Here is a 21,754-nt window from a genome sequence, read left to right as displayed (position 1 = left end):
CCCCGTCCCGGTCGGCCCCGACGCCGACGTGCGGAGCGCCGACGGGCGGGACGCGGCCGGATCGGGCGTCGGCCGGGCACCGGGCGGGCCGTCGCCCGTCCGCCCGGGCCGCGCCCGCGCCCGCGCGCTCCGCACCCGCGCGCGCACGATCCCGCTGATCCCCTCCATCGTCCTGCTCGCGCTGTTCCTCCTGGGCCCCGTGATCTCGAGCCTCTACGGCTCCTTCACCGACGCGTCCCTCACCGGGTACGCCGCCGGCGGCGCGAAGTTCATCGGCTTCGACAACTACACCGCGCTGTTCGCGGACCCCGACTTCCCGAAGTCGGTGCTCCTCACGCTCGCGTTCGTCTTCTTCTCCGCGGTCGTCGGGCAGAACGTCGTCGGGCTCGGGCTGGCGCTCCTGATGCGCCAGGGGAACCGCGTCGTGCGCGCGGTCGTCGGCACCTTCGTCATCGCCGCCTGGGTGCTGCCGGAGATCGTCGCCGCGTTCGCCGCCTATGCCTTCTTCAACGACACGGGGACGCTCAACACGATCCTCGGCTGGTTCGGGATCCCGGGCGCCAACTGGCTCTACGGGCTGCCGCTGCTGTCGGTGATCCTCGCGAACGTGTGGCGCGGATCCGCCTTCTCGATGCTCGTCTACGCCGCCGCCGTGCAGGAGGTGCCGCCGGAGATCACCGAGTCGGCCGAGGTGGACGGCGCGACCGGGTGGCAGCGCCTCGTCTTCATCACGCTGCCGGTGATCCGCCGCAGCATCTCGACGAACCTCATGCTCACCACGCTGCAGACGCTCTCGGTCTTCACCCTCATCTTCGTGATGACGGGCGGCGGCCCCGGCACCAGCAGCTCGACCCTGCCGATCCTCGCCTACCAGGAGGCGTTCCAGTTCTCGCAGCTGGGCTTCGGCACCGCGATCGCCACGATCATGCTCCTCGTGGGAGCCGTGTTCTCGGTGATCTACATCAGGGCGCTGCGCCCGGAGGTGGACTGACCATGGCCGTGACCACGACGGCGCCGGCTCCCGCCCGCGCCTCCCGCTCGCCCCTGTCCCGCCGCGCGGTCCGCCCGCCGGGTTCCCGCATGACCTCGCCGAGCGGCCGCGTGATGCGCGCCGTGGCGAACGGCGTGCTGGTGCTCGTCGCCCTGTGCTTCGCCGTGCCGCTCGTGTGGCTCCTGCTCGCGGCCTTCGACCCGTCGGCGACGCTGTCGGCGAAGGTGCCGGAGGAGTTCACGCTCGACAACTTCCGGGCCGTGCTCACGCCCGAGATCGCGTTCATCCCGCTGATGAACAGCCTGATCCTCTCGGGCGGCTGCGCCATCGTCACGGTGGTGGTCGCGATCCTCGCGGCCTACCCGCTGTCGCGCTACCGGATGCGGATCACCAAGCCGTTCCTCTACGGGATCCTCTTCGGGACGTGCCTGCCCATCACCGCGATGATGGTGCCCGTCTACAGCCTCTTCGTCGCGCTCGACCTCATCGACTCGATCGGCGGCACGGTCTTCTTCCTCGCCGCCACGAGCCTGCCGATGGCGATCTGGATGGCGAAGAACTTCATGGACTCCGTGCCGATCTCCCTCGAGGAGGCCGCGTGGACCGACGGCGCGTCGATGCTCCGGACGCTCACCCACATCGTCGTGCCGCTCATGCGGCCGGGGATCGCGGTGGTGTCCATCTTCGTGTTCATCCAGGCCTGGGGGAACTTCTTCGTGCCCTTCATCCTGCTGCTGAGCCCGGACAAGCAGCCCGCCGCCGTGAGCATCTTCGCCTTCTTCGGGCAGTACGGGTCGGTCGCGTACGGCCAGCTCGCGGCGTTCTCGCTCGTGTACTCGGTGCCCGTCATCGCGCTGTACGTGCTCGTGTCGCGCACGCTCGGCGGCTCGAACGCGCTCGCCGGCGCCGTGAAGGGCTGATGCGCGGGCGGCGCCCCGCGTCGCCACCGCCCGCATCCGCCCGCACCGCCCCGACCCGCACCACGGGCGCGCCGACCGCGCGGCGCCCGACCATCCCTCCCGCGGTCCGCCGCACCACCGATCGGAGACGACCATGCCCCCCACCCCCGCGCTCGCCGAGGCCCGCATCGAGCGCTTCGTGCGCGACCGCCTCGTGCCGAACGTCCACCGCCGCCGGATGGCGCTCGACATCGCGGCGTGGGACGCGCCCGGCGAACCCGTGCCGTTCGCCGAGGCGGTGCGGCAGGAGTACCGGCCCTTCGCGGTCGGCACCCCGTGGAGCCGTGCGTGGGGCACCACGTGGTTCCACGTCACGGGCGTCGTGCCCGCCGACGCGGACGCTGCGGGCACCGTCCTCGAGGTCGTCGTCGACCTCGGCTTCAGCGACCGGCAGCCGGGCTTCCAGGCCGAGGGCCTCGTGCACCGCCCCGACGGGAGCGTCGTCAAGGCCATCGAGCCGTACAACGGGTACGTGCCCCTCGCGGCCGTCGGGGCGGGCACGGCGCCGGGCACGCCCATCGACCTCTGGATCGAGGCGGCCTCGAACCCCGACATCGGCGGCGACTCCTTCCACGGGGAGACGCCGCTCGGCGACCCCGCGACCGCGGGTGACGAGCCCCTCTACCGGCTGCGCACCATGGACCTCGCCTGGCGCGACGAGGCCGTCTGGGAGCTCGACCGCGACGTGTGGACGCTGCGCGGGCTGATGGCGGAGCTGGATCCGGCGTCGTCGCGGCGGGCCGAGATCCTCGCGGCCCTCGAGCGCATGTGCGACGCGGTGGACCCCGACGACGTCGCGGGCACCGCCGACGCCGGCCGCGAGGAGCTCCGGGCCGTGCTCGCCGCGCCCGCCCACGCGAGCGCGCACCGCGTCACGGCCGTCGGCCACGCGCACATCGACTCCGCGTGGCTCTGGCCCGTGCGCGAGACCCGCCGCAAGGTCGCGCGCACGTTCTCCAACGTGCTCGCGCTCATGGACGAGGATCCGGACTTCGTGTTCGCGGCCTCCAGCGCGCAGCAGTACGCGTGGCTGAAGGAGGACCACCCGGGCCTCTTCGAGCGCCTGCGGCGGCGCGTCGCCGAGGGCCGGTTCGTGCCGGTGGGCGGCATGTGGGTCGAGTCCGACACGAACATGCCGGGCGGCGAGGCGCTCGTCCGCCAGCTCGTGCACGGGAAGCGGTTCTTCCGCGAGGAGTTCGGGATCGACTCCCGCGAGGTGTGGCTGCCCGACTCGTTCGGCTACACGGGCGCGCTGCCGCAGATCGTGCGCGGAGCAGGTGCCGAGTACTTCTTCACGCAGAAGCAGTCGTGGAACGAGACCAACACGATGCCGCACCACACCTTCCTCTGGGAGGGGATCGACGGGAGCCGCGTCTTCACGCACTTCCCGCCCGTGGACTCCTACAACTCCGACCTCTCCGGGGAGGACCTCGCGCGCGCGGAGCGGCAGCACGCGGAGAAGGCCGTGGGCAACTCCTCCATCGTGCCGTTCGGCTGGGGCGACGGCGGCGGCGGGCCGACCCGCGAGATGGTCGCGGCGGCGCACCGCACGCACGACCTCGAGGGGTCGCCGCGCGTGACGCTCGGCACGCCGCTGGCGTTCTTCGACGCCGCGCGGGCGGAGATCCGGGATCCGCACGTGTGGTCGGGCGAGATGTACCTCGAGTTCCACCGCGGCACGTACACGTCGCAGGCGCGCACGAAGCAGGGCAACCGGCGGAGCGAGCACCTGCTGCGGGAGGCCGAGCTCTGGCTCGCGACCGCGGCCGTCCGCGACCTCGTGGAGTACCCGCACGACGAGCTCGACGCGCTGTGGCGCACCGTGCTGCTGCTCCAGTTCCACGACATCCTGCCCGGCACCTCCATCGCGTGGGTGCACCAGGAGGCCGAGCGCGAGCACGCCCGCGTGCAGGGCCGGCTGCGGGAGCTGGTGGCGGAGGCGCAGGGCGCGCTCGCGGGACCCGGCGAGCGGCGGATCGCGTTCAACGCGGCGCCCGTCGACGCGGACGGCGTGGGCGCGCTGTCCGCGGCGGTCGCGGTCGACGCCCCGGCCGCCGGGGTGCCCGTCCCCGACGGCGACGGCTGGGTCCTCGAAAACGGATTCGTGCGCGCGCGGTTCGCGGCCGACGGCACGGTCTCCTCGCTGGTCGACCACGCGTCCGGCCGCGACCTCGTCGCCCCCGGCCAGCGACTCGGCCTCCTCCAGCTGTTCCGCGACACCCCGAACCAGTGGGACGCGTGGGACATCGACGACGCCTACCGCCGCAACCGCACCGACCTCACCGACGTGTCGGCGGTCCGGATCGACGGCGCGGCCCTCGTGGTCGAGCGCGCGGCCGGCTCCTCCCGCATCACCCAGACGTGGACCCTGACGGCCGGGGAGCCCGAGCTCCAGGTGGTGACCGACGTCGACTGGCACGAGCGGCAGAAGCTCCTCAAGCTCGCGTTCCCGCTCGACGTGCACGCCGACCGCGCCGCCTCCGAGGTGCAGTTCGGGCACGTGCAGCGCGTGACCCACGCCAACACGTCGTGGGAGACCGCGCGCTTCGAGACGGTCGCGCACCGCTGGGTGCACGTCGGCGAGCCGGGCTTCGGCGTGGCGGTGGCGAACGACGCGACGTACGGGCACGACGTGACGCGGATCCCCCGTCCCGACGGCGGCAGCGCGACCCTCGTGCGCCAGTCGCTGCTCCGGGCGCCCGTGTTCCCGGATCCGCACGCCGACCAGGGCCGGCACGTGCTGCGCTCCGCGGTGCGCGTGGCGCCCGACGTGCTCGACGCCGCCGACGCGGGGTACCGCCTCAACCTGCCGGTGCGCGAGGTCGCGGGCGACCACGGCGTCGCGCCGCTCGTGACCTCGTCGAACCCCGCCGTCGTGATCGAGGCGGTGAAGCTCGCCGAGGACCGCTCGGGCGACCTCGTCGTGCGGCTCTACGAGGCGCGCGGCGGGCGCGAGCACGCGGTCGTGCGGGTGGATGCCGCGGCCGGGCTCGGCGAGGCGCACCGCACCGACCTGCTCGAGCGGCCGCTCGCGGGCCACGACGTCGTGCCGGCCGGGGAGGGCGTGGCGATCACGCTGCGCCCGTTCGAGATCGCGACCCTGCGGTTCGCGCGCCGCTAGCCGGCGTCCGCGCGGCGGGCTCCTCGGTCAGTCGACCGGCGGCAGCCCCGCCACCTCGCGGGCGACGCGCGCGGTCTCGGCGTGCTGCGCGCGCCAGAACGCCGCGTCGCCCTCGGGCAGGTTGCCGTCGTCGACGCGCAGGCCCGCGGCTCCGTCGACGAGCTCGCGGAGGACGTCGGCGTGACCGGCATGGCGGTTCAGCTCGGCGATGAGGTGCACCGCGATGCGCTGCAGCGTGACGTTCCCGGATCCGCCCGGCCACCACGGCACGGTGCCGAGCGCGTCGAGCGGCAGGGCCCGGAGGGTCGCCTCGGCGTGGGCTCCCACGCGCTCGGCGAGGCCCACGATGTCGGCGCGGGACTCGTCGGCGGTCGCGCGCATGTCGGCGTTCGGCGGCGCGTCCTCCTCCATCCAGTCGAGCCTCTCGGGGAACGGCCGGCCGAAGACGAAGCCGAGGTAGCCGGCCTCGACGCCCGCGGCGTGCTTCACGAGCCCGAGCAGGTTGGATCCGGTCGGCACGAGCGGCCGGCGGACGTCGTGCTCCCCGAGCCCCTCGAGCTTCCAGACGAGGGCCTCGCGCGCGAGGCGGAGGTGGCGGACGAGGTCGTCCCGGACGGCGTCGTCGCCGCGCTCGGACGGGTTCGCGGACGAGGGCTGCGCTGCGGTCATGCCGCGAGCCTCCCAGGCACCTCCGACGCGCGTCCAGCCCCGACCGCCCGACGCCGCGCGCCCGGATGCGCCCAGAACGGGGCACGTCCCGCGGCGCCGGCGGGTCCACACGCCCGGGAGGATGGGAGGGGCCGACGACCGGCCCGGACCGGGAGGCCCGCATGACCGCCGACGACACGACCGCCGCTGACGCCCGCGCCGGTGCGCCCGCCGATGCGCCCGCCGCCCGCGACGACACGACGCCCGTCGACCCGGGCCACGGGAAGCGCGCGCTCGCCCGCATCGGCGCCCGCGCCATCGCCGCCTGGATCGCCGAGGTCGTCACCCCGCGTCGCCGGATCGTCGCGCTCGGCGTCGCCCTGCTCGCGGGCGTCGCGATGGGCCTGCTGATCCGGCCCGTGCTCGCGCGCGCCGACGGCGAGGCGACCGCGCTCCCCGGGGCGATCGTGCTCGGCGCGGTCGTCGGCGTCGCCGTCGGCGCGATCCCGCTGTCCGTCTGGCTCGCGCGCGCCATCCGCCGCCACCCGTCGGTCGTCGGGACCCATCCGGCCTGGCGGGACGCGGCCCTCCTCGACGGTGCCGTGGACGCGCGCGGCCGCGTCTCCCTCGCCCCGGGGACCGCCGAGCGGGTGGCCCCGGAGACGCGTCGGGTCATCGCGTCCGGTTCCACCCCCGTGCCCGGCGCGGTCATGCTCAGCCTCGCCGCGCTCGTCGGGCTCCCCGTGTACGCGCTCTCGGGAGAGGCCGGGACCCTGGTGTGGCTCGCCCCGGTCTACCTGCTGATGTCCGCCACGACGCTGTGGACGCAGTCCGTGGCCGCCGGCCGCATGGCCCTCCTCCGCGACGCCGCCGACGCCGAGCTCGCGCTCCCGGAGCACGAGCGCGCCGTGGCCCCGCCCGTCGTGCCGCCGCACGGCAGCCGCCTGCCCTGATCCACCGACACGCCCGGACGTTCCCCCAGGTGGGTAATACGGTGGACGGATGAAGGCGCTCCAGTACACCCGCATCGGATCCCACCCCGAGGTCGTCGAGATCGAGAAGCCGTCGCCGGCGCCGGGGCAGGTCCTGCTCCGCATCACGGCCGCCGGCGTCTGCCACTCGGACGAGTACGTGATGGGCCTCTCCGAGGAGGAGTACCGCGCCGCCGGCTACCCGCTCCCCCTCACGCTCGGCCACGAGGGCGCGGGCGTCGTCGAGGAGCTCGGCGAGGGCGTCGCGCACCTGGCGGTCGGCGACGCCGTCGCGGTCTACGGCCCCTGGGGCTGCGGCCGCTGCCACGCGTGCGCCGAGGGCCGCGAGAACCACTGCCCGAACGCGGCCGCCGAGGGCATCCAGCCTCCCGGGCTCGGCGCCCCCGGGTCCATGGCCGAGTACATGATCGTCGACGACGCGCGCCACCTCGTGCCGCTCGGCGACCTCGACCCGGTCGAGAACGTCTCCCTCACCGACGCCGGCCTCACGCCGTACCACGCCATCAAGACATCGCTGCCGAAGCTCGGCGCCGGCACGTTCGCCGTGGTCATCGGCACCGGCGGCCTCGGTCACGTCGGCATCCAGATCCTCCGCGCGCTCAGCGGCGCGACCGTCATCGCGCTCGACGTGAACGACGAGAAGCTGGAGCTCGCGCGCCACGTGGGCGCCCACCACACCGTGATCAGCGACGCCGACGCCGCCGACGGGATCCGCGCGATCACCGGTGGCCGCGGCGTGCAGGCCGTCTTCGACTTCGTCGGCGCGACGCCCACCATGGCCACCGCGCTCGACGTCGTCGAGGTCGGCGGCGACGTGACCATCGTCGGCATCGGCGGGGGCGCCGTCGAGGTCGGCTTCGGCCGCGTGGCCTTCGACGCCGCCATCCGCGTGCCCTACTGGGGCAGCCGCTCCGAGCTGATCGAGGTCCTCGACCTCGCGCGCTCCGGCCAGGTGTCGGTCGAGACGCAGCGCTACTCGCTCGACGACGGCCCGGACGCCTACGCGGCCCTCGCCGCGGGCACCGTGCGCGGCCGCGCGGTCATCGTGCCGGAGCCGCCCAGCAGACCGTAATCCCCGGCAGCACGGGGTCCTGTCCCCCATCGACGGCGACACGCCGCCCGCGCTGTGAGTCTCCCTGGTGCATCGGACCGGCGCCTATGGGAGTGTGAGTCCTGGTTGCCCCAGATCCCCGGCGCCTGCGTCGTGTCCCGCACGACGTCGACAGACAGCGGCTCGCCGAGGCGGCCCGCTCCACCTGGCCGAGAGGCCACGGACGAACGAGCTGACCATGACTGACACCACCGCAGCACCCCGCATCGTGCTGACCCGCCCGAAGCGCGGCGGCGGAGCCAACCCGACCACCGAGTACTCGGGCCTCCTCAACACCGTCCGCGACGCGGGCCTCCTCAACCGCCGCGTCGGCTTCTACGTGCTGATGTTCGCCGGCATCACCGCCGCGCTCGTCGGCCTCGGCGCCGGCTTCGTGCTCCTCGGCGACAGCTGGTTCCAGCTCCTCATCGCCGCGGGCCTCGGCATCGTCTTCACCCAGTTCGCCTTCCTCGCCCACGAGGCCTCGCACCGCCAGGTCTTCGCCTCCGGCAAGGCCAACGACATCGCGGGCCGCACGCTCGCCAACCTCTTCGTCGGCATCAGCTACTCCTGGTGGATGACCAAGCACTCCCGCCACCACGCGAACCCGAACGTGATGGGCAAGGACCCCGACATCGAGCGCGACGTCATCTCCTTCACCACGGAGGACGCCGCCCGTGCGAAGGGCGTCTACGGCTGGTTCACCCGCCACCAGGGCTACGCGTTCTTCCCCATCCTCATGTTCGAGGGCCTCAACCTCCACGTGCACGGCTTCCGCACCGTCTTCGGCCGCGGCAAGGTCGACAAGCGCTGGCTCGAGATCTCGATGCTCTCCACGCGCATCATCGCGTACCTCGCGGTCGTCTTCTTCTTCCTCCCCGTCGGCATGGCCTTCGCCTTCGTCGGCGTGCAGCTCGCCGTCTTCGGCGTGTACATGGGCGCGTCGTTCGCCCCGAACCACAAGGGCATGCCCGTCCTCCCGAAGGACTCGAAGGTCGACTTCCTCCGCCGCCAGGTGCTCACGAGCCGCAACATCAAGAGCACGTGGCTCACCGACATCTACATGGGCGGCCTCAACTACCAGATCGAGCACCACCTCTTCCCGAACATGCCGCGGCCCGCACTGCGGCGTGCCCAGGTCATCGCCAAGGAGTACTGCGCGACGCACAACATCCCGTACACCGAGACCACGCTGCTGGCCTCGTACGGCATCGTCGTCGCCTACCTCAACCGCGTGGGCCTCTCGGCCGGCGGCGACCCGTTCGACTGCCCGGCATCGGCGGCCTTCGGACGCTGATCCGCACCTCGCACCTCGCACCACCCGACGCCTCCCGCTCGCGCCGCCCCTCCGGGCCGCGACCGGGAGGCGTCGTCGTGCGGGCGGCACGAGCCGCGCGGCCTAGCGCCTGCCCCAGTCCCATGGCGGCGCGCTGAGGAGCCCCTGGCCCTGCAGCACCGTCTCGCCGTGGGGCTTCTCCAGCACGAGCTCCCCCGCCTCCGCGTGCGCCGACACGGCCGCGGCCAGCCCCGGCGCGTGCGTCACGACGAGGATCTGCACGTGGCGCGACGCCTCGGCGATGAGCTGGCCGAGGGCGGGGAGCAGGTCCTGGTGGAGGCTCGTCTCCGGCTCGTTCAGCACCATCAGCTCGGGCGGCTCGGTCGTGAGCAGGGCGGCGGTGAGCATGAGCATCCGGAGCGTCCCGTCGGAGAGCTCCGCGGCGTCGAGGACCCGCAGGATGCCCGGCTGCCGGAGGCCGAGGGTGAGCACGCCGTCCTGCGAGCGGACGACGACGGTCGAGCCGGGGAAGGCCCGGTCGACCATGGCGTCGAGCGCGTCGCCGCTCCCCCACTCGCGGATGGTCTGCACCGCCGCGGCCAGGTCGGATCCGTCGCTCGCGAGGACGGGCGTGCGCGTGCCGACCCGCGGCCGGCGGGCGGGAGCCTCGGCATCGGTGCGGAGGTGGTCGTAGAAGCGCCACCCGGTCATGCGCCGGCGCAGGATCATCGCCTCGGGGCTCGTGACCGCGTCGGCCACCTCGCTGAGCACGCTGAGGTGCGGCGGCACGAGGGCGGGCACGTGCGTCCAGCCGTCGGCCTCGTCGCGGACGCGGACGTCCTGCCAGCGGCGCTCCAGCACCAGCGAGCGGGGCCGCGCCACCGGTCCGCTGAAGACGAGCTCGCGCTTGATCTCCGGGTCCCGGCCGAACAGGGTCGGCGGCAGGGCGCGCGGATCCCGCTGCGGGATGCCGAGGTCGACCAGGTAGCCCAGCTCGTCCCCGGCGAAGCCGAGGCGCAGCGCGATGGGGCCCTTCCGCGTCGTCCCCTGCACCGGGTGCTCGCCGTCGCGCACGGCGCGCGAGAGGCCCTCGGGCCCGGCCCACAGGACCGCCTCGAGGCCGCCCTCCCGGGCGAGCGCGCCGACGGCGCCGCCCGCCGCCATGTCGGCGACGAGGCGGAGGGCGCGGTAGACGTTGGACTTGCCGCTGCCGTTCGCGCCCGTGACGACGTCGAGGCCGGTGAGCGGCAGCGCCAGGTCGCGGATAGAGCGGTAGCCGGAGACGGCGAGGGTGCGGATCATGCCGCGACCCTCCCACGCACGGCCGACAGCCGCCGGTCCGTCCGCGTGACGCGGGTCAGGAGTCCTGCGGGACCCGGACGGTGAGGCCGCCGGGCAGCACCTGGATCTTGAAGCCGAGCGCGCGCCCGAACGGGTCGCCGTCGAGCTCGATGTCCTCCTCCTTCTCGAGGCGGACCACCACCTCCTCGGCGGTGCGGTACTCGAGCGCGCGCACCTCCTTCTCCGGGCCCATCAGGCGGCGGCCCGCGGCCGTGCGGCGGACGACGCCGTTCTCCCACGCGACCTTCACCCAGATCTGGACCCAGCCGAACAGCCCCTCGGGGCGCATGAGCACCACGTCGAGGATGCCGTCGTCGACCGCGGCGTCCGGCAGCAGCAGGATGTTGGCCGGCAGCGAACCGCAGTTGCCGACGATGAGCGTGTGCGCGCGACGGCGGTGCGTGCTGCGGCCGTCGAGGCGGTAGCGCAGGCGGAGCTGGTCGCGATCGCGCAGGGCCTTGAAGATCGCGTCGACGTAGGCGAGCCAGCCGACCCGCTTCTTCAGCTCGGAGTCGGTGTTCGCGAGCATCTTGGCGTCGATGCCGACGCCCGCCATCACGACGAAGACGTGCTTGTCGCGGGTCTCGTCCTCGCGCAGGATCTCGATGGCCGCGAGGTCGACCTGCCGGTCGTGGCCGGAGAACGCGGCCTCCAGCGAGTGGTCGACGTCGTTGAGCGTGAGCTTGAGGTTGCGGGCGAGCAGGTTGCCGGTGCCCGAGGGGAGCAGCCCGAGCGAGACGCCGGATCCGGCCATGCCCTCGGCGACCGCGCGGACCGTGCCGTCGCCGCCGGCGGCGATGACCATGTCGACGTCGTGCGACAGGGCCTCCTCCGCCGCGCCCTTGCCCGGGTCGTCCTCGCTGGTCTCGAACCAGAGGGTCTCCTGCCAGCCCGCGACGCCGGCGGCGTGCGCGACCTTGGCCTTCAGCGACGCCAGGTCGACCTTGATGGGGTTGTAGACGACGGCGGCGCGTCGACCGGACCCGTCGGTGGCGGCGGGTGCGGGCGCGGAGGCGGGCGCGGAGGCGGGGGTGGAGGTCGTCATCATGGTCACCCTACCGACGCGCGGGCCGCGCGAGGGGTCCGCGCGGCCCCCGAGCACGCCGGGTGTCCCGCAGACGACGATGCCGACCCGCGCGCGGGGCGCGGGTCGGCATCGTGGTCACGGATCGGGCGTCAGGAGCGACGCGCCTCGTCCTCGTCGCCGAGGGGCTCGCGCGTCGCGGCCTCCTCGGGATCGACGGGGTCGACCGACAGCTGGAAGTGGTCGCCGTGCTGCTCGACGCCGTTGACGACCGCGTCGCGCATCATCTCGACCGCGACCTGGCGGCGCACGATGAGCGGATCCGTGCGCAGCTCGCTCCAGAGGGCGTAGCAGGCGACGAGCATCACGAGCACGAACGGCAGCGACGCCACGACCGTGAGGTTCTGCAGGCCGGTGAGGGCCTCGGTGCCTCCCCCGCCGATGGCGAGCATGATCGCCGCGACCGCGCCCATGACGACGCCCCAGAAGACGACGACCTTGCGGCTCGGGTGGAGCGCGCCGCGCTGCGACAGGGTCCCCATCACGATCGACGCGCTGTCGGCGCCGGAGACGAAGAAGATGCCGACCAGCAGCATCACGAGGACGGTGCTGACGCTCGCGAGCGGGTAGTGGTTGAGCAGCTGGAACAGCGTGTTGTCGCTGACCACGGCGCCGTCGACGGTCATGTCGCCGTCGGTCTGCTGCGCGTGGATCGCGGAGCCGCCGAAGATCGAGAACCAGATGAGGGCCACGATGCTCGGTGCGAGGAGCACGCCGACCACGAACTCGCGGATGGTGCGGCCGCGGCTGATGCGCGCGATGAACATGCCGACGAACGGCGTCCACGAGATCCACCAGGCCCAGTAGAAGACGCTCCAGCTGGCGAGCCAGGAGCTCATCTCGTCGCCGCCGGTGGCCGCCGTGCGCGAGGCCATCTCGGTCATGTCGCCGAGGTAGGCGCCGAGGGTGGCGGGGATGAGGTTGAGGATCAGCAGCGTCGGGCCGACGACGAACACGAAGACGGCGAGCACGACGGCCAGCACCATGTTGATGTTGGACAGCCACTGGATGCCGCGGGCGATGCCCGAGACGGCCGAGAAGATGAACGCGATCGTGAGCACCACGATGATGCCGATGAGCAGCGGGGCCGTGGCCTCCGGCACCCAGCCGTTGAACTCGAGGCCCGCGCCGATCTGCGTGGCGCCGATGCCGAGCGAGGCCGCCGAGCCGAAGAGCGTGGCGAAGATCGCGAGCATGTCGATGACGCGTCCGGCCCAGCCCTCGGTGCGCTTCGTGCCGAGGAGGGGCTGGAAGATGGAGGAGAAGAGCTGCTTGCGGCCCTTGCGGAACGTGCCGTAGCCGATCGCGATGCCGGCGACCGCGTAGATGGCCCAGGGGTGCAGGCCCCAGTGGAACATCGCGGTGGCCATGGCCGTGCGGATGGCCGCCTCCGACTCCGGCTGCGTGGTGCCGGGCGGCGGGGTGACGAAGTGGCTGAGCGGCTCGGCGGCGCCGAAGAACATCAGGCCGATGCCCATGCCGGCGCTGAACATCATGGCGATCCACGAGACCGTCTTGAACTGCGGCTTCTCGTCGTCGGCGCCCAGCTTGATGCGGCCGTAGCGGCTGGCGGCGAGCCACAGGACGAAGATCACGAAGAAGCTCGCGGCGAGCACGAAGAGCCAGCCGGTCTTCTCGATGACCCAGCTCTGCGCCGCGCCCGAGATGGAGGCGAGGCCGTCGGTGCTCACGATGCCCCAGACGACGAAGCCGACCGCGAGGACCGCCGTGACGCCGAAGACGAGCCTGTCGATCTTCGGGTGCTCGGGCTCGTAGAGGTCGACGGATCCGGTGAACCTGGCCTCGAGGAGGCGGTGGTCGGAGTGGTCGCGACGAGGTGGCCGGGTGCCGTCGGGGTTCGTCCGTCGCCCGGGGACGAGACGGTCGAGGAGGCGTTCTGCGGACGTGCGCGTGGAGGTCATGGAGGGGATGGGCTCCTGTGGGCTCGGGTGCGTGGGGCGTCGGCCGAGGGGGTCCCCCGATCGACCGGCCGAGTCTAGGCGGAGGCCGCGCGATCGGTCGATTCGCGATCCGGCCTTGCCATCGGCTATGGAGAGGGCTAGGGCGCGGCCGGCGCGGCGTCCGGACGCGGGGTCGCGGGCAGGGTCGCGACGGCACGCGTGCCCTGGCCGAGCCGGCTGGCGATCCGCAGCGTCCCGCCGTGCGCCGTGACGGTGCGCTCGGCGATCGAGAGGCCGAGCCCGAGGCCGGGGACGGCGCCGTCGCGCGCGGTCTGCGCCCGGAAGAAGCGGTCGACGACGTGGCGCTGGTCCTCCTCGCTGATGCCGACTCCCGTGTCCGCCACCGCGACGACGGCGTCGTCCCCCTCGCGCGCGAGCGTCACGTCCACCCGGCCCGACGGCGTGTAGGTGAGGGCGTTGGAGACGAGCGCCTCCACGACCTGGGCGAGGCTGCCGGCGTCCCCGTCGACGACGACGCCCGGCTCGACGCGGGACGCGAGCGCGAGCCCGCGCTCCTCGGCGCGGGAGGCGGCCGCGTCGACCGCGGCCTGCACGAGGGCGGACAGGTCGACCGGGCCGCGGACGAGCGCGGGCGCGTGGTCGGCGCCCGCGAGGAGCGAGCCGATGATGGTGGAGAGCTGGTCCACGTTCCGCTGGATCACGGCGAGCTCCGCCGCGATGCCGAGCTCGGCCGTGTCGTGCAGCTCGTCGAGCAGGTCGAGGTAGCCGACGATCGAGGTCAGCGGCGTCCGCAGCTCGTGCGAGACCGTGGCGAGGAACTCGTCGCGCACCTGCACGGCCTGCGCGAGGTCGGTGACGTCGTACGCGCCGAGCACGGTGCCGGAGAGGCGCCCGTCCCGGCGGCCGATGGCGCGCACCGAGAGGACGAGGGCGCGCTGGTTGCCCGGCTCCCCCACCCAGTAGACGGGACCGTGCACCTTGTCGGCGTACAGCGCCTCCATGAGCACGCGGCCGTCGCGGGCGACGGGCGTGACGCGGTCGGACCCGTAGACGTGGCCGGCCATCCCCGTCACGTGGTCGTAGCCCGCGAGGTCGAGCAGCGAGCGGACGGCGGCGTTGCGGACGACGGGGCGGTCGTCGGCGTCGAAGAACACGATGCCGACGTCGACCGCGTCCGCCACGTCGCGGATCATGGCGGTCTGCTCGCGGGACTCGTCGAGGAGGCGCGCCTGGGTGGCGGTCGCCTCCGCGAGGTCCCGGCGCGCGCGGCGCTGCAGCGCGGCCGCCTGCGCCGCCGCCCCGACCAGGAGCGCGGTGAGGAGGGGCGTGCCCACGAGGTCGGCCCAGCCCGACGGGGTGCCCGGCAGGCCGCCGTCGCGCACGAGCGGGAGCGCCGAGATGGCGACGGCGCCGCCCACGGCCACCCACACGCCGCCCGACGGGAACGCGAAGACGAGCCAGAGGAGGGGGAAGATCACCAGCAGGGCGGCGGACGGGATGGACGCGGCCGTGGCGTCCCGGATGACGGCGACCGCGAGCAGGTCGAGCGCGGGGACGACGATGAGGAGCCGCGCGGGCAGGACGCCCACGAGGCGCAGCACGGCGAGGACGGTCGCGACGCCCACGAGGGCGAGGGCGCCGAGGAAGCCCGGATCCCGTTCGATGCTCGGCTCGACCACCCCGACGATGACCGCGACGATGGCGCAGCTCACGAGGAACGGCAGCTGCGCCCGGGAGAACCCCGGCGGGCGCTCGGCGCCGGCGCCGCCGGTCCGGGTCGCGTCGGGAGACACCATGCGCTGTCCTCCCGTACCGGCCGTCGAAGCACGCCGTCGCCCGAGCCTAGACCGGCGGGGCCCCCGGCGGATCCGCGCGACCACGGGGATCCACCGGCTTGAGGGAACGCCGGGTCGGGCTTGCGGCAAAGCTCGGGGTCTCTTGCGCATTGCCAGCGGGTGGCTTGAGGCCGGCCCGTCAGAGTGGAGCACGTCGAAGGAACACCGGTCGGCACCACGAGGACGCAGTCGCTGCGACCCGATCGGACCGGAGACGACCGGCGGGACACCCACCCGCCGCCTCCCCCACAGCTTGCGCGGCACCCCGCGTACGAGAACAGGAATCCCCCATGAACAAGATCGTCTCGAGCGCCGTCGCCGGTGCCGCCGGAATCGTCCTCCTCCTCGGCGGCGCGGGCAGCTTCGCGCTGTGGAACGCCAACGCCACGGTCGCCGCCTCGAGCGTCTCGTCGGGCAACCTGGCCCTCTCGGCCGACACCGCGGGCGTCTGGACCGACATCACCAACGGCGGCAGCAAGGTCATCGACCCCGCCACGTACCGCATCGTCCCCGGCAACGTCCTCCAGTACACGAGCGCCCTCACGGTCACCGCGACCGGCGACTCGCTCTCCGCCGACCTCACCTACGACCCCATGTCCATCTCGGGCGACGCCGCGCTCAAGCAGGCCGTCACCACGAAGCTGGCCGTCACGTCGAACGACGCGAGCATCACCGCCGGCTCCGCCGCGAACACCTTCACGGTCAAGCCGTCCACGTCCACGTCCAAGGTCAACGTGGTCCTCACGGTCACCTTCCCCTCCGCCGCGACCACCGGCCAGAACGGCACGCTCTCCTTCGACAAGCTGGCGTTCACGCTCACGCAGCGCACCGTCTAGTCCCCCGACTCCCCTCTCCGCGGTGACGTCACCCGCGGGGAGGGGGCTCCACCCGGGCGCGGCCGTCCCCCCACGGCCGCGCCCGACCGCATCCCCCGCATCACGCACCACCGCACCACTGCACGACGACCAGGAACGAGGACGACATGAGCAGGAACCGCGCATCCGCCCCGCGTCCCGCCCACGGCCGCCGTTCCGCCCGTCCCACCCGCGTCAGCCCCCTCCGCGCCGCGTGGCTCACCACCGGGCTCCTCACCGCGGTCCTCGTCGCCTCCCTCGCCGCCACCGGCGGCAGCTACGCGCTCTGGAACGGCGCGGCGAGCACGCAGCCGGCGAGCGTCACGAGCGGATCGAGCGGCCTCGTCATCACGCAGCAGGTGGCGCTCGACACCGCATCGCTCCTCCCCGGACAGGGGAACGTCGCCGCCTTCACCGCGAGGAACACCGGCACGGTAGCCTTGGACGTGGCCATCTCCACGCGAGGAACCTCGTCGAACTCCGCCTTCCCCGGCGAGCTGTCGCTGCGCCTCGGCCCCGTCGCGACGACGGCCGACTGCGTCCACGGCGCCACGACCTTCTCCGGCCGCCCCGGCGCGCTGCACACGCCCAGCGGGTTCGTCCGCATCCAGCCCGGCGCCTCGTCGGTCGTCTGCACCGAGGTCGTCCTCGACAAGGACGCGCCGCAGTCCGTGCAGGGGGCCACCGCCCAGCTCGCGTTCGACGTCACCGGCACGCAGGTCACCCCGTGAGCCGCGCCCGCCGCACGCGCCGCCCCGTCGGCCGCCTGCACGCCGCGCTCCTCGTGGGCCTCACCGTGATCCTCCTCGGCAGCGGCGGCACCGCCGTCCACGCGCTCTGGGCCTCGAGCGCCACGACCGGGTCGTCGGTCCGCGCGGCGACGGTGTCCGTCACGAGCACGGGCTTCGACCAGCTCTCCGGCGCCGTCACCTCGAGCAGCCCGAGCCGCACCGCCACGGTCGTCGTGAAGAACACCGGCACCGTGCAGAGCCCCTGGACCGGCACGGTCTCCGCCACCGCATCCGCGACCGCCGACCGCACGCTGGCCAGCGGCACGAAGGTGGTCGCGTGGAGCACGACCGCGTCGAGCTGCTCCGCCACCACGTCCGTCGGCTCCGGATCCGTGTCGGGCACCTGGGCCTCCCCGCCCACGGTCTCCGGCACCCTGGCCGGCGGCGCCCACTCCACCTGGTGCGTCCGCACCACCGCGTCGGGCTTCCCCACGAGCGGATCCGCCTCCGTCACCGGCACGCTCGGCGTGGTCCTCGGCTCCGGCACGTGGACCGGCCGCGCCTCCACCTCCGCCACGCAGACGGCGGCGGGCCCGACCGTCTCGGGCGGCTTCCGCTGCGAGCCCACGGACGGCAACTGGTACGTCTTCGTCGCCTGGGACACCTCGGTCGCGCCCTCCGACTCCAACTACGGCGTCATGGTCAACGGCACGCGCATCGCCACGTCGCAGGGCTCCTACGGCAAGGCCGCCATCACGCGCGACCAGGTCCCGTCCACGCTGGCCGCCGACGGCACGGTGCCCGTCTCCGTCGACCTCCTCGACGGCAACGGCGCCAAGGTCCGCCAGGTCGCCAACGGCACGGTCGTCGCCTTCGAGCAGAGCGGCGCGCGCGGCTTCCGCTGCTCGTGATCCCCCGCCCCTCCACGGTCGGCACGCTCATGCCCCGCCTCCTCCCCCGACGTCGCCGCGACGGACGCCACGCGGTCGTCGGCGCCCGGCCGGCCGACGACCTCGCCCCGGTCGAGCTCGAGCCGGAGACGACGCCCCGCCGCGTCCTCCCCCAGCTCGTGCGGTCCGCGGCCGTGGGGCTGAGCGTCGGGATCCTGCTGGTCGTCATCGCGCTCGCGGGCGTGCTGCTCGTGGTGCCGAAGGTCTCGGGGTCCGTGCCGCTCACGATCCTCACGCAGTCGATGGAGCCGCGCCTCCCGCCGGGCACGCTCATCGTGGTGCGCCCGGTCGACACGGACACGCTCGAGGTGGGCGACGTGGCGACCTACCAGATCCGGTCGGGCGACCCGGCGGTCATCACGCACCGCATCACCGCGATCTCCTCGGCCTCCGACGGCACGCGCACGTTCACCTTCCAGGGCGACAACAACGCGTCGCCCGACTCGCTGCCGGTCACGCCCGAGCAGATCCAGGGCGAGCTCTGGTACTCCGTGCCGCTGGTCGGCTGGGCGAACCAGGCGGTCAATGGGCAGGCCCGCAGTTGGATCATCCCGGCGGCGGCCGTCGCGCTCATCGCCTACTCGGTGGTCACGATCACGGTCGCGGCCGTGCAGACCCGGCGGAAGCGCCGGGCGTCGGCCGCGGACGACGTGACGGCGGAGGGCGACCACGTGCACGCCGACGCGATGTCCGAGGGCGTCGCCGCGGCGGCGCTCGCCGACCCGTCGCACCCGGGCGTCGACGCGGCAGCCCCGGCCGACGCAGCGCAGCGCCCGCGCGGTCGCCACCGCGGCTGATCAGACGAACCGGTCCTCGGGCCCCTCGTCGAAGAGGAGGACCGGCCGGCCGTCCTCCTCGCGCTCGATCACCAGCATCCAGTTCCGTCCGGAGGGCAGGCGTCCGCCGCGCAGCTTCGCCGGCGACGGGACCCGCTCGAGGACGCCGGCGGGGAGCGGGCGACCGGCGCCGCTCGCATCCGGGAGCCGTCCGCCGGAGCACCACGCGATGCGCCACGCGCACCCCTCGGCCAGCCGGGCCGCCACCTCGTCGCGCGACAGAGCGTCGTGCGGTCCGTGTCCCATGCGCCGAGCCTGGCGGTGCGGGCGGTCCCGGCGGGCGATCGCTCCCCATGCCGGACGGACGACGGCCCGGCGGATCCCTCGCGGGACCGGCCGGGCCGTCGTCGTGGTGCCGCGGGTCAGCGCCCGGAGCGCCGCTTGCTGTAGACGTCGAACGCCACCGCGAGCAGCAGCACCAGGCCCTTGATGACCTGCTGCCACGCCGCGTCCACCGACAGGATCGACAGGCCCTGGTTGAGCACGCCCATCACGAGGCCGCCGATGACCGCGCCGACGACCGTGCCGACGCCGCCCTGCACCGCGGCGCCGCCGATGAACACCGCGGCGATGGCGTCGAGCTCGAAGCTCTGGCCGGCCGAGGCCACGGCGGATCCGGCGCGCGCCGTGCTGACGACGCCCGCCAGGCCGGCGAGCAGGCCCATGTTCACGAAGATGAAGAAGTTGACCCACTGCGTCTTGACGCCGGACATCATCGCCGCGAACAGGTTACCGCCCATCGCGTACACGTGCCGCCCGAAGACGGTGCGCGTGAGGAGGAACGAGTACAGGAGCACGAGCGTCGCCAGGATGATCAGGATGATCGGCGTCCCGCGGTTGTACGCCAGCAGGTAGCAGAGGTACATGATCGCGAAGACGGCGATGGCGGTGCGGATCCAGAAGGAGACCGCCCGCTCGCGCGGCAGCTCGAGCTTGCGGAGCGTGGCGCGCGTGCGCAGCTGCTGCACGACCAGCGCGATCGACACGAGCGCGCCGATGCCGAGCGTGAGGAGGTCGGGCGCGCCCGTGGTGGGGAGGTTGCCGGATCCGATCGAGTTGAACTCGGCCGGGAGGCCCGAGATCGTGCCGCCCGTGAGGAGCACGAGCGCGACGCCGCGGAACACGAGCATGCCCGCGAGCGTGACGATGAACGCCGGGATCCCGACGAACGCGACCCAGAAGCCCTGCCACGCGCCGATCAGCGCGCCGACGATGAGCGACAGCACCACCGCGGTCCCCCACGGCAGGCCCCACTCGTTCATGCTGAGCGCGGCCACGGCGCCGACGGTCGCGACGACCGAGCCCACCGACAGGTCGATGTGGCCCGCGATGATCACGATGACCATGCCCATCGCGAGGATCAGCACATACGCGTTCTGCTGGATGAGGTTCGCGACGTTGCCCGGGTAGAGCAGCCGCCCCTCGGTGAGGATCTGGAACAGCAGGATGATGACGGCCAGCGCCGCGAGGATCCCGTACTGGCGGAGGTCGATGCGCCGGCGCGGGCGCTTCTTCACACCGTCCGGCGTGGGGACGTTCGGCGATGTGGCCTGCTCGGGCATGACGGTCACTGGTCGACTCCTGACTTCCGGCTGGCGGTCATGTGCCGCATCAGCTCCTCCTGGGTCGCGTCGGCCCGGGTGACCTCCGCGGTGAGCCGCCCCTCGGCGATCGTGTAGATCCGGTCCGAGAGGCCGATGAGCTCCGGCAGCTCGGAGGAGATGACGATGACCGCCTTCCCCTCGGCCGCGAGCTGGTTGATGATGCTGTAGATCTCGTACTTCGCCCCCACGTCGATGCCGCGGGTGGGCTCGTCGAGGATGAGCACGTCGGGACCCGAGTAGATCCACTTGCTGAGGACGACCTTCTGCTGGTTGCCGCCGGACAGCTTGCCGACGACCCCCGACACGTCGGGCGTCTTGATGTTCATCCTCTTGCGGTAGTCGTCGGCGACCGCGTACTCGCGGTGCCGGTCGATCACGCCGAGCTTGACGAGCTTCGAGAGCGCCGCGGCCGAGACGTTCACCGTGATGCTGCCGATGAGGTTCAGCCCGTAGCGCTTGCGGTCCTCGGTCGCGTAGGCGATGCCGTTGCGGATCGCCTCGCTCACGGTGCGGGTGCGGATCTCCTTGCCGTCCTTGTAGATCCGGCCGGTGATGCCGGATCCGTAGGAGCGGCCGAAGATGCTCATGGCGAGCTCGGTGCGGCCGGCGCCCATGAGGCCGGCGAACCCGACGACCTCGCCCGCGCGGACCGAGAACGACGCGTTGTCGACCACGACGCGGTCGACGTCCACCGGGTGGTGCACGGTCCAGTCCTCGACGCGGAGCTTCTCCTCGCCGATGTGCGGGTCCCGCGGCGGGAACTGCGCGTCCAGCGGGCGGCCCACCATCGCGCGGATGATGCGCGTCTCGATGTCGTCGGAGTCCGTGACGGGGAACGACTCGATGGTCTTCCCGTCGCGGATCACGGTGACGTCGTCGGCGATCGCGCGGATCTCGTTGAGCTTGTGGCTGATGATGATGCTCGTGATGCCCTGGTCGCGCAGCTGGCCGATGAGGCCGAGCAGGTGGGCCGAGTCGTCGTCGTTGAGCGCGGCGGTCGGCTCGTCGAGGATCAGCAGCTTCACCTCCTTGGAGAGCGCCTTCGCGATCTCCACGAGCTGCTGCTTGCCCACGCCGAGCTCGAGCACGCGCGTCGCCGGGTTCTCGTCGAGGCCCACGCGCTTGAGGAGCTTGACCGCCTCGAGGTTGGTCCTGTTCCAGTCGATGACCCCGCCGCGCGACATCTCGTTGCCGAGGAAGATGTTCTCCGCGATGGAGAGGTAGGGGCTGAGCGCGAGCTCCTGGTGGATGATCACCACGCCGTCGCGCTCGCTGTCGTTGATGGATCCATAGCGGACCTCGCGGCCGTCGATCGTGATGGTGCCCTCGTACGAGCCGTGCGGGTAGACGCCGCTGAGCACCTTCATCAGCGTCGACTTGCCCGCGCCGTTCTCGCCGCAGATCGCGTGCACCTGGCCGCGGCGCACGGTGACGTCCACGCCGTCGAGCGCGCGGACGCCGGTGAACTCCTTGACGATGCCGGTCATCTGGAGGATGACGTCGTTCATTCCTGTGGCTCC

18 protein-coding genes are annotated in these 21,754 nt (G+C 73.1%); 10 read left to right on the top strand and 8 right to left on the bottom strand.

What is annotated here, in order from left to right:
- The first annotated feature begins 28 nt into the window (after positions 1–28).
- The 3 genes from FGG90_RS02200 to FGG90_RS02190 all read left to right on the top strand — a co-directional run bounded on the left by FGG90_RS02200 (position 29) and on the right by FGG90_RS02190 (position 5,071).
- The gene (locus tag FGG90_RS02200; RefSeq protein ID WP_094131522.1) at positions 29–991 is read left to right on the top strand and encodes a carbohydrate ABC transporter permease; all 963 of its coding nucleotides are present in this window, start codon (positions 29–31) and stop codon (positions 989–991) included.
- 2 nt (positions 992–993) lie between these two features.
- Positions 994–1,911, top strand: coding sequence for a carbohydrate ABC transporter permease (locus FGG90_RS02195; RefSeq protein ID WP_094130861.1), 918 nt, complete (start codon positions 994–996; stop codon positions 1,909–1,911).
- A gap of 133 nt (positions 1,912–2,044) precedes the next feature.
- Positions 2,045–5,071: an alpha-mannosidase gene (locus FGG90_RS02190; protein WP_094130863.1), complete on the top strand. Its 3,027-nt coding sequence runs from the start codon at positions 2,045–2,047 to the stop codon at positions 5,069–5,071.
- A gap of 27 nt (positions 5,072–5,098) precedes the next feature.
- On the opposite strand, the gene FGG90_RS02185 is transcribed toward FGG90_RS02190, so the two are convergent.
- Positions 5,099–5,740, bottom strand: coding sequence for a DinB family protein (locus tag FGG90_RS02185; protein WP_094130865.1), 642 nt, complete (start codon positions 5,738–5,740; stop codon positions 5,099–5,101).
- 161 nt (positions 5,741–5,901) lie between these two features.
- Here FGG90_RS02185 and FGG90_RS02180 point away from each other — a divergent pair, with 161 nt between their 5' ends.
- From FGG90_RS02180 to FGG90_RS02170, 3 genes are all read left to right on the top strand, one after another.
- Positions 5,902–6,672: a hypothetical protein gene (locus FGG90_RS02180; protein WP_094130867.1), complete on the top strand. Its 771-nt coding sequence runs from the start codon at positions 5,902–5,904 to the stop codon at positions 6,670–6,672.
- Between the two features lie 49 nt (positions 6,673–6,721).
- The gene (locus FGG90_RS02175) at positions 6,722–7,783 is read left to right on the top strand and encodes an NAD(P)-dependent alcohol dehydrogenase (RefSeq protein WP_094130869.1); all 1,062 of its coding nucleotides are present in this window, start codon (positions 6,722–6,724) and stop codon (positions 7,781–7,783) included.
- Between the two features lie 217 nt (positions 7,784–8,000).
- The gene (locus tag FGG90_RS02170) at positions 8,001–9,098 is read left to right on the top strand and encodes a fatty acid desaturase family protein (RefSeq protein ID WP_094130871.1); all 1,098 of its coding nucleotides are present in this window, start codon (positions 8,001–8,003) and stop codon (positions 9,096–9,098) included.
- Between the two features lie 102 nt (positions 9,099–9,200).
- On the opposite strand, the gene FGG90_RS02165 is transcribed toward FGG90_RS02170, so the two are convergent.
- The 4 genes from FGG90_RS02165 to FGG90_RS02150 all read right to left on the bottom strand — a co-directional run bounded on the left by FGG90_RS02165 (position 9,201) and on the right by FGG90_RS02150 (position 15,220).
- Positions 9,201–10,379: an AAA family ATPase gene (locus tag FGG90_RS02165; protein ID WP_094130873.1), complete on the bottom strand. Its 1,179-nt coding sequence runs from the start codon at positions 10,377–10,379 to the stop codon at positions 9,201–9,203.
- Positions 10,380–10,434: 55 nt separating this feature from the next.
- Positions 10,435–11,463, bottom strand: a complete 1,029-nt coding sequence (locus FGG90_RS02160; RefSeq protein WP_094131523.1) for a diacylglycerol/lipid kinase family protein — start codon at positions 11,461–11,463, stop codon at positions 10,435–10,437.
- A gap of 131 nt (positions 11,464–11,594) precedes the next feature.
- Positions 11,595–13,424, bottom strand: a complete 1,830-nt coding sequence (locus FGG90_RS02155) for a BCCT family transporter (protein ID WP_094130875.1) — start codon at positions 13,422–13,424, stop codon at positions 11,595–11,597.
- Positions 13,425–13,561: 137 nt separating this feature from the next.
- The gene (locus FGG90_RS02150; protein WP_094130877.1) at positions 13,562–15,220 is read right to left on the bottom strand and encodes a sensor histidine kinase; all 1,659 of its coding nucleotides are present in this window, start codon (positions 15,218–15,220) and stop codon (positions 13,562–13,564) included.
- A 329-nt stretch (positions 15,221–15,549) separates the two neighbouring features.
- On the opposite strand from FGG90_RS02150, the gene FGG90_RS02145 reads away from it, so the two are divergent.
- The 4 genes from FGG90_RS02145 (at position 15,550) to FGG90_RS02130 (ending at position 18,591) form a co-directional block, all read left to right on the top strand.
- On the top strand, positions 15,550–16,095 hold the full coding sequence (locus FGG90_RS02145; protein WP_094130879.1) for an alternate-type signal peptide domain-containing protein: 546 nt from the start codon (positions 15,550–15,552) through the stop codon (positions 16,093–16,095).
- 146 nt (positions 16,096–16,241) lie between these two features.
- A complete protein-coding gene (locus tag FGG90_RS02140) occupies positions 16,242–16,844 on the top strand; it encodes a TasA family protein (protein WP_094130881.1) in 603 nt (200 codons plus the stop codon).
- The gene (locus FGG90_RS02135) at positions 16,841–17,755 is read left to right on the top strand and encodes a hypothetical protein (protein WP_094130883.1); all 915 of its coding nucleotides are present in this window, start codon (positions 16,841–16,843) and stop codon (positions 17,753–17,755) included. The genes FGG90_RS02140 and FGG90_RS02135 overlap by 4 nt, the downstream gene beginning before the upstream one ends.
- On the top strand, positions 17,752–18,591 hold the full coding sequence (locus FGG90_RS02130; protein ID WP_237583492.1) for a signal peptidase I: 840 nt from the start codon (positions 17,752–17,754) through the stop codon (positions 18,589–18,591). The genes FGG90_RS02135 and FGG90_RS02130 overlap by 4 nt, the downstream gene beginning before the upstream one ends.
- Here FGG90_RS02130 and FGG90_RS02125 read toward each other — a convergent pair whose 3' ends face one another.
- The 3 genes from FGG90_RS02125 to mmsA form a co-directional block, all read right to left on the bottom strand.
- Entirely contained in the window at positions 18,592–18,876 is a 285-nt protein-coding gene (locus FGG90_RS02125; protein ID WP_094130885.1) for a hypothetical protein, read from the bottom strand.
- A gap of 116 nt (positions 18,877–18,992) precedes the next feature.
- On the bottom strand, positions 18,993–20,201 hold the full coding sequence (gene mmsB, locus FGG90_RS02120; RefSeq protein ID WP_094130887.1) for a multiple monosaccharide ABC transporter permease: 1,209 nt from the start codon (positions 20,199–20,201) through the stop codon (positions 18,993–18,995).
- The gene (gene mmsA, locus FGG90_RS02115) at positions 20,198–21,742 is read right to left on the bottom strand and encodes a multiple monosaccharide ABC transporter ATP-binding protein (protein ID WP_094130889.1); all 1,545 of its coding nucleotides are present in this window, start codon (positions 21,740–21,742) and stop codon (positions 20,198–20,200) included. Before mmsA ends, mmsB begins: the two co-directional genes overlap by 4 nt.
- Between the last annotated feature and the right edge of the window lie 12 nt (positions 21,743–21,754).

The organism is Clavibacter michiganensis subsp. tessellarius, from assembly GCF_021922985.1.
GTDB lineage: Bacteria > Actinomycetota > Actinomycetes > Actinomycetales > Microbacteriaceae > Clavibacter > Clavibacter tessellarius.
Note: the sequence above shows the minus strand (reverse complement) of the source record. Positions and strands in the feature narration are given on the sequence as shown.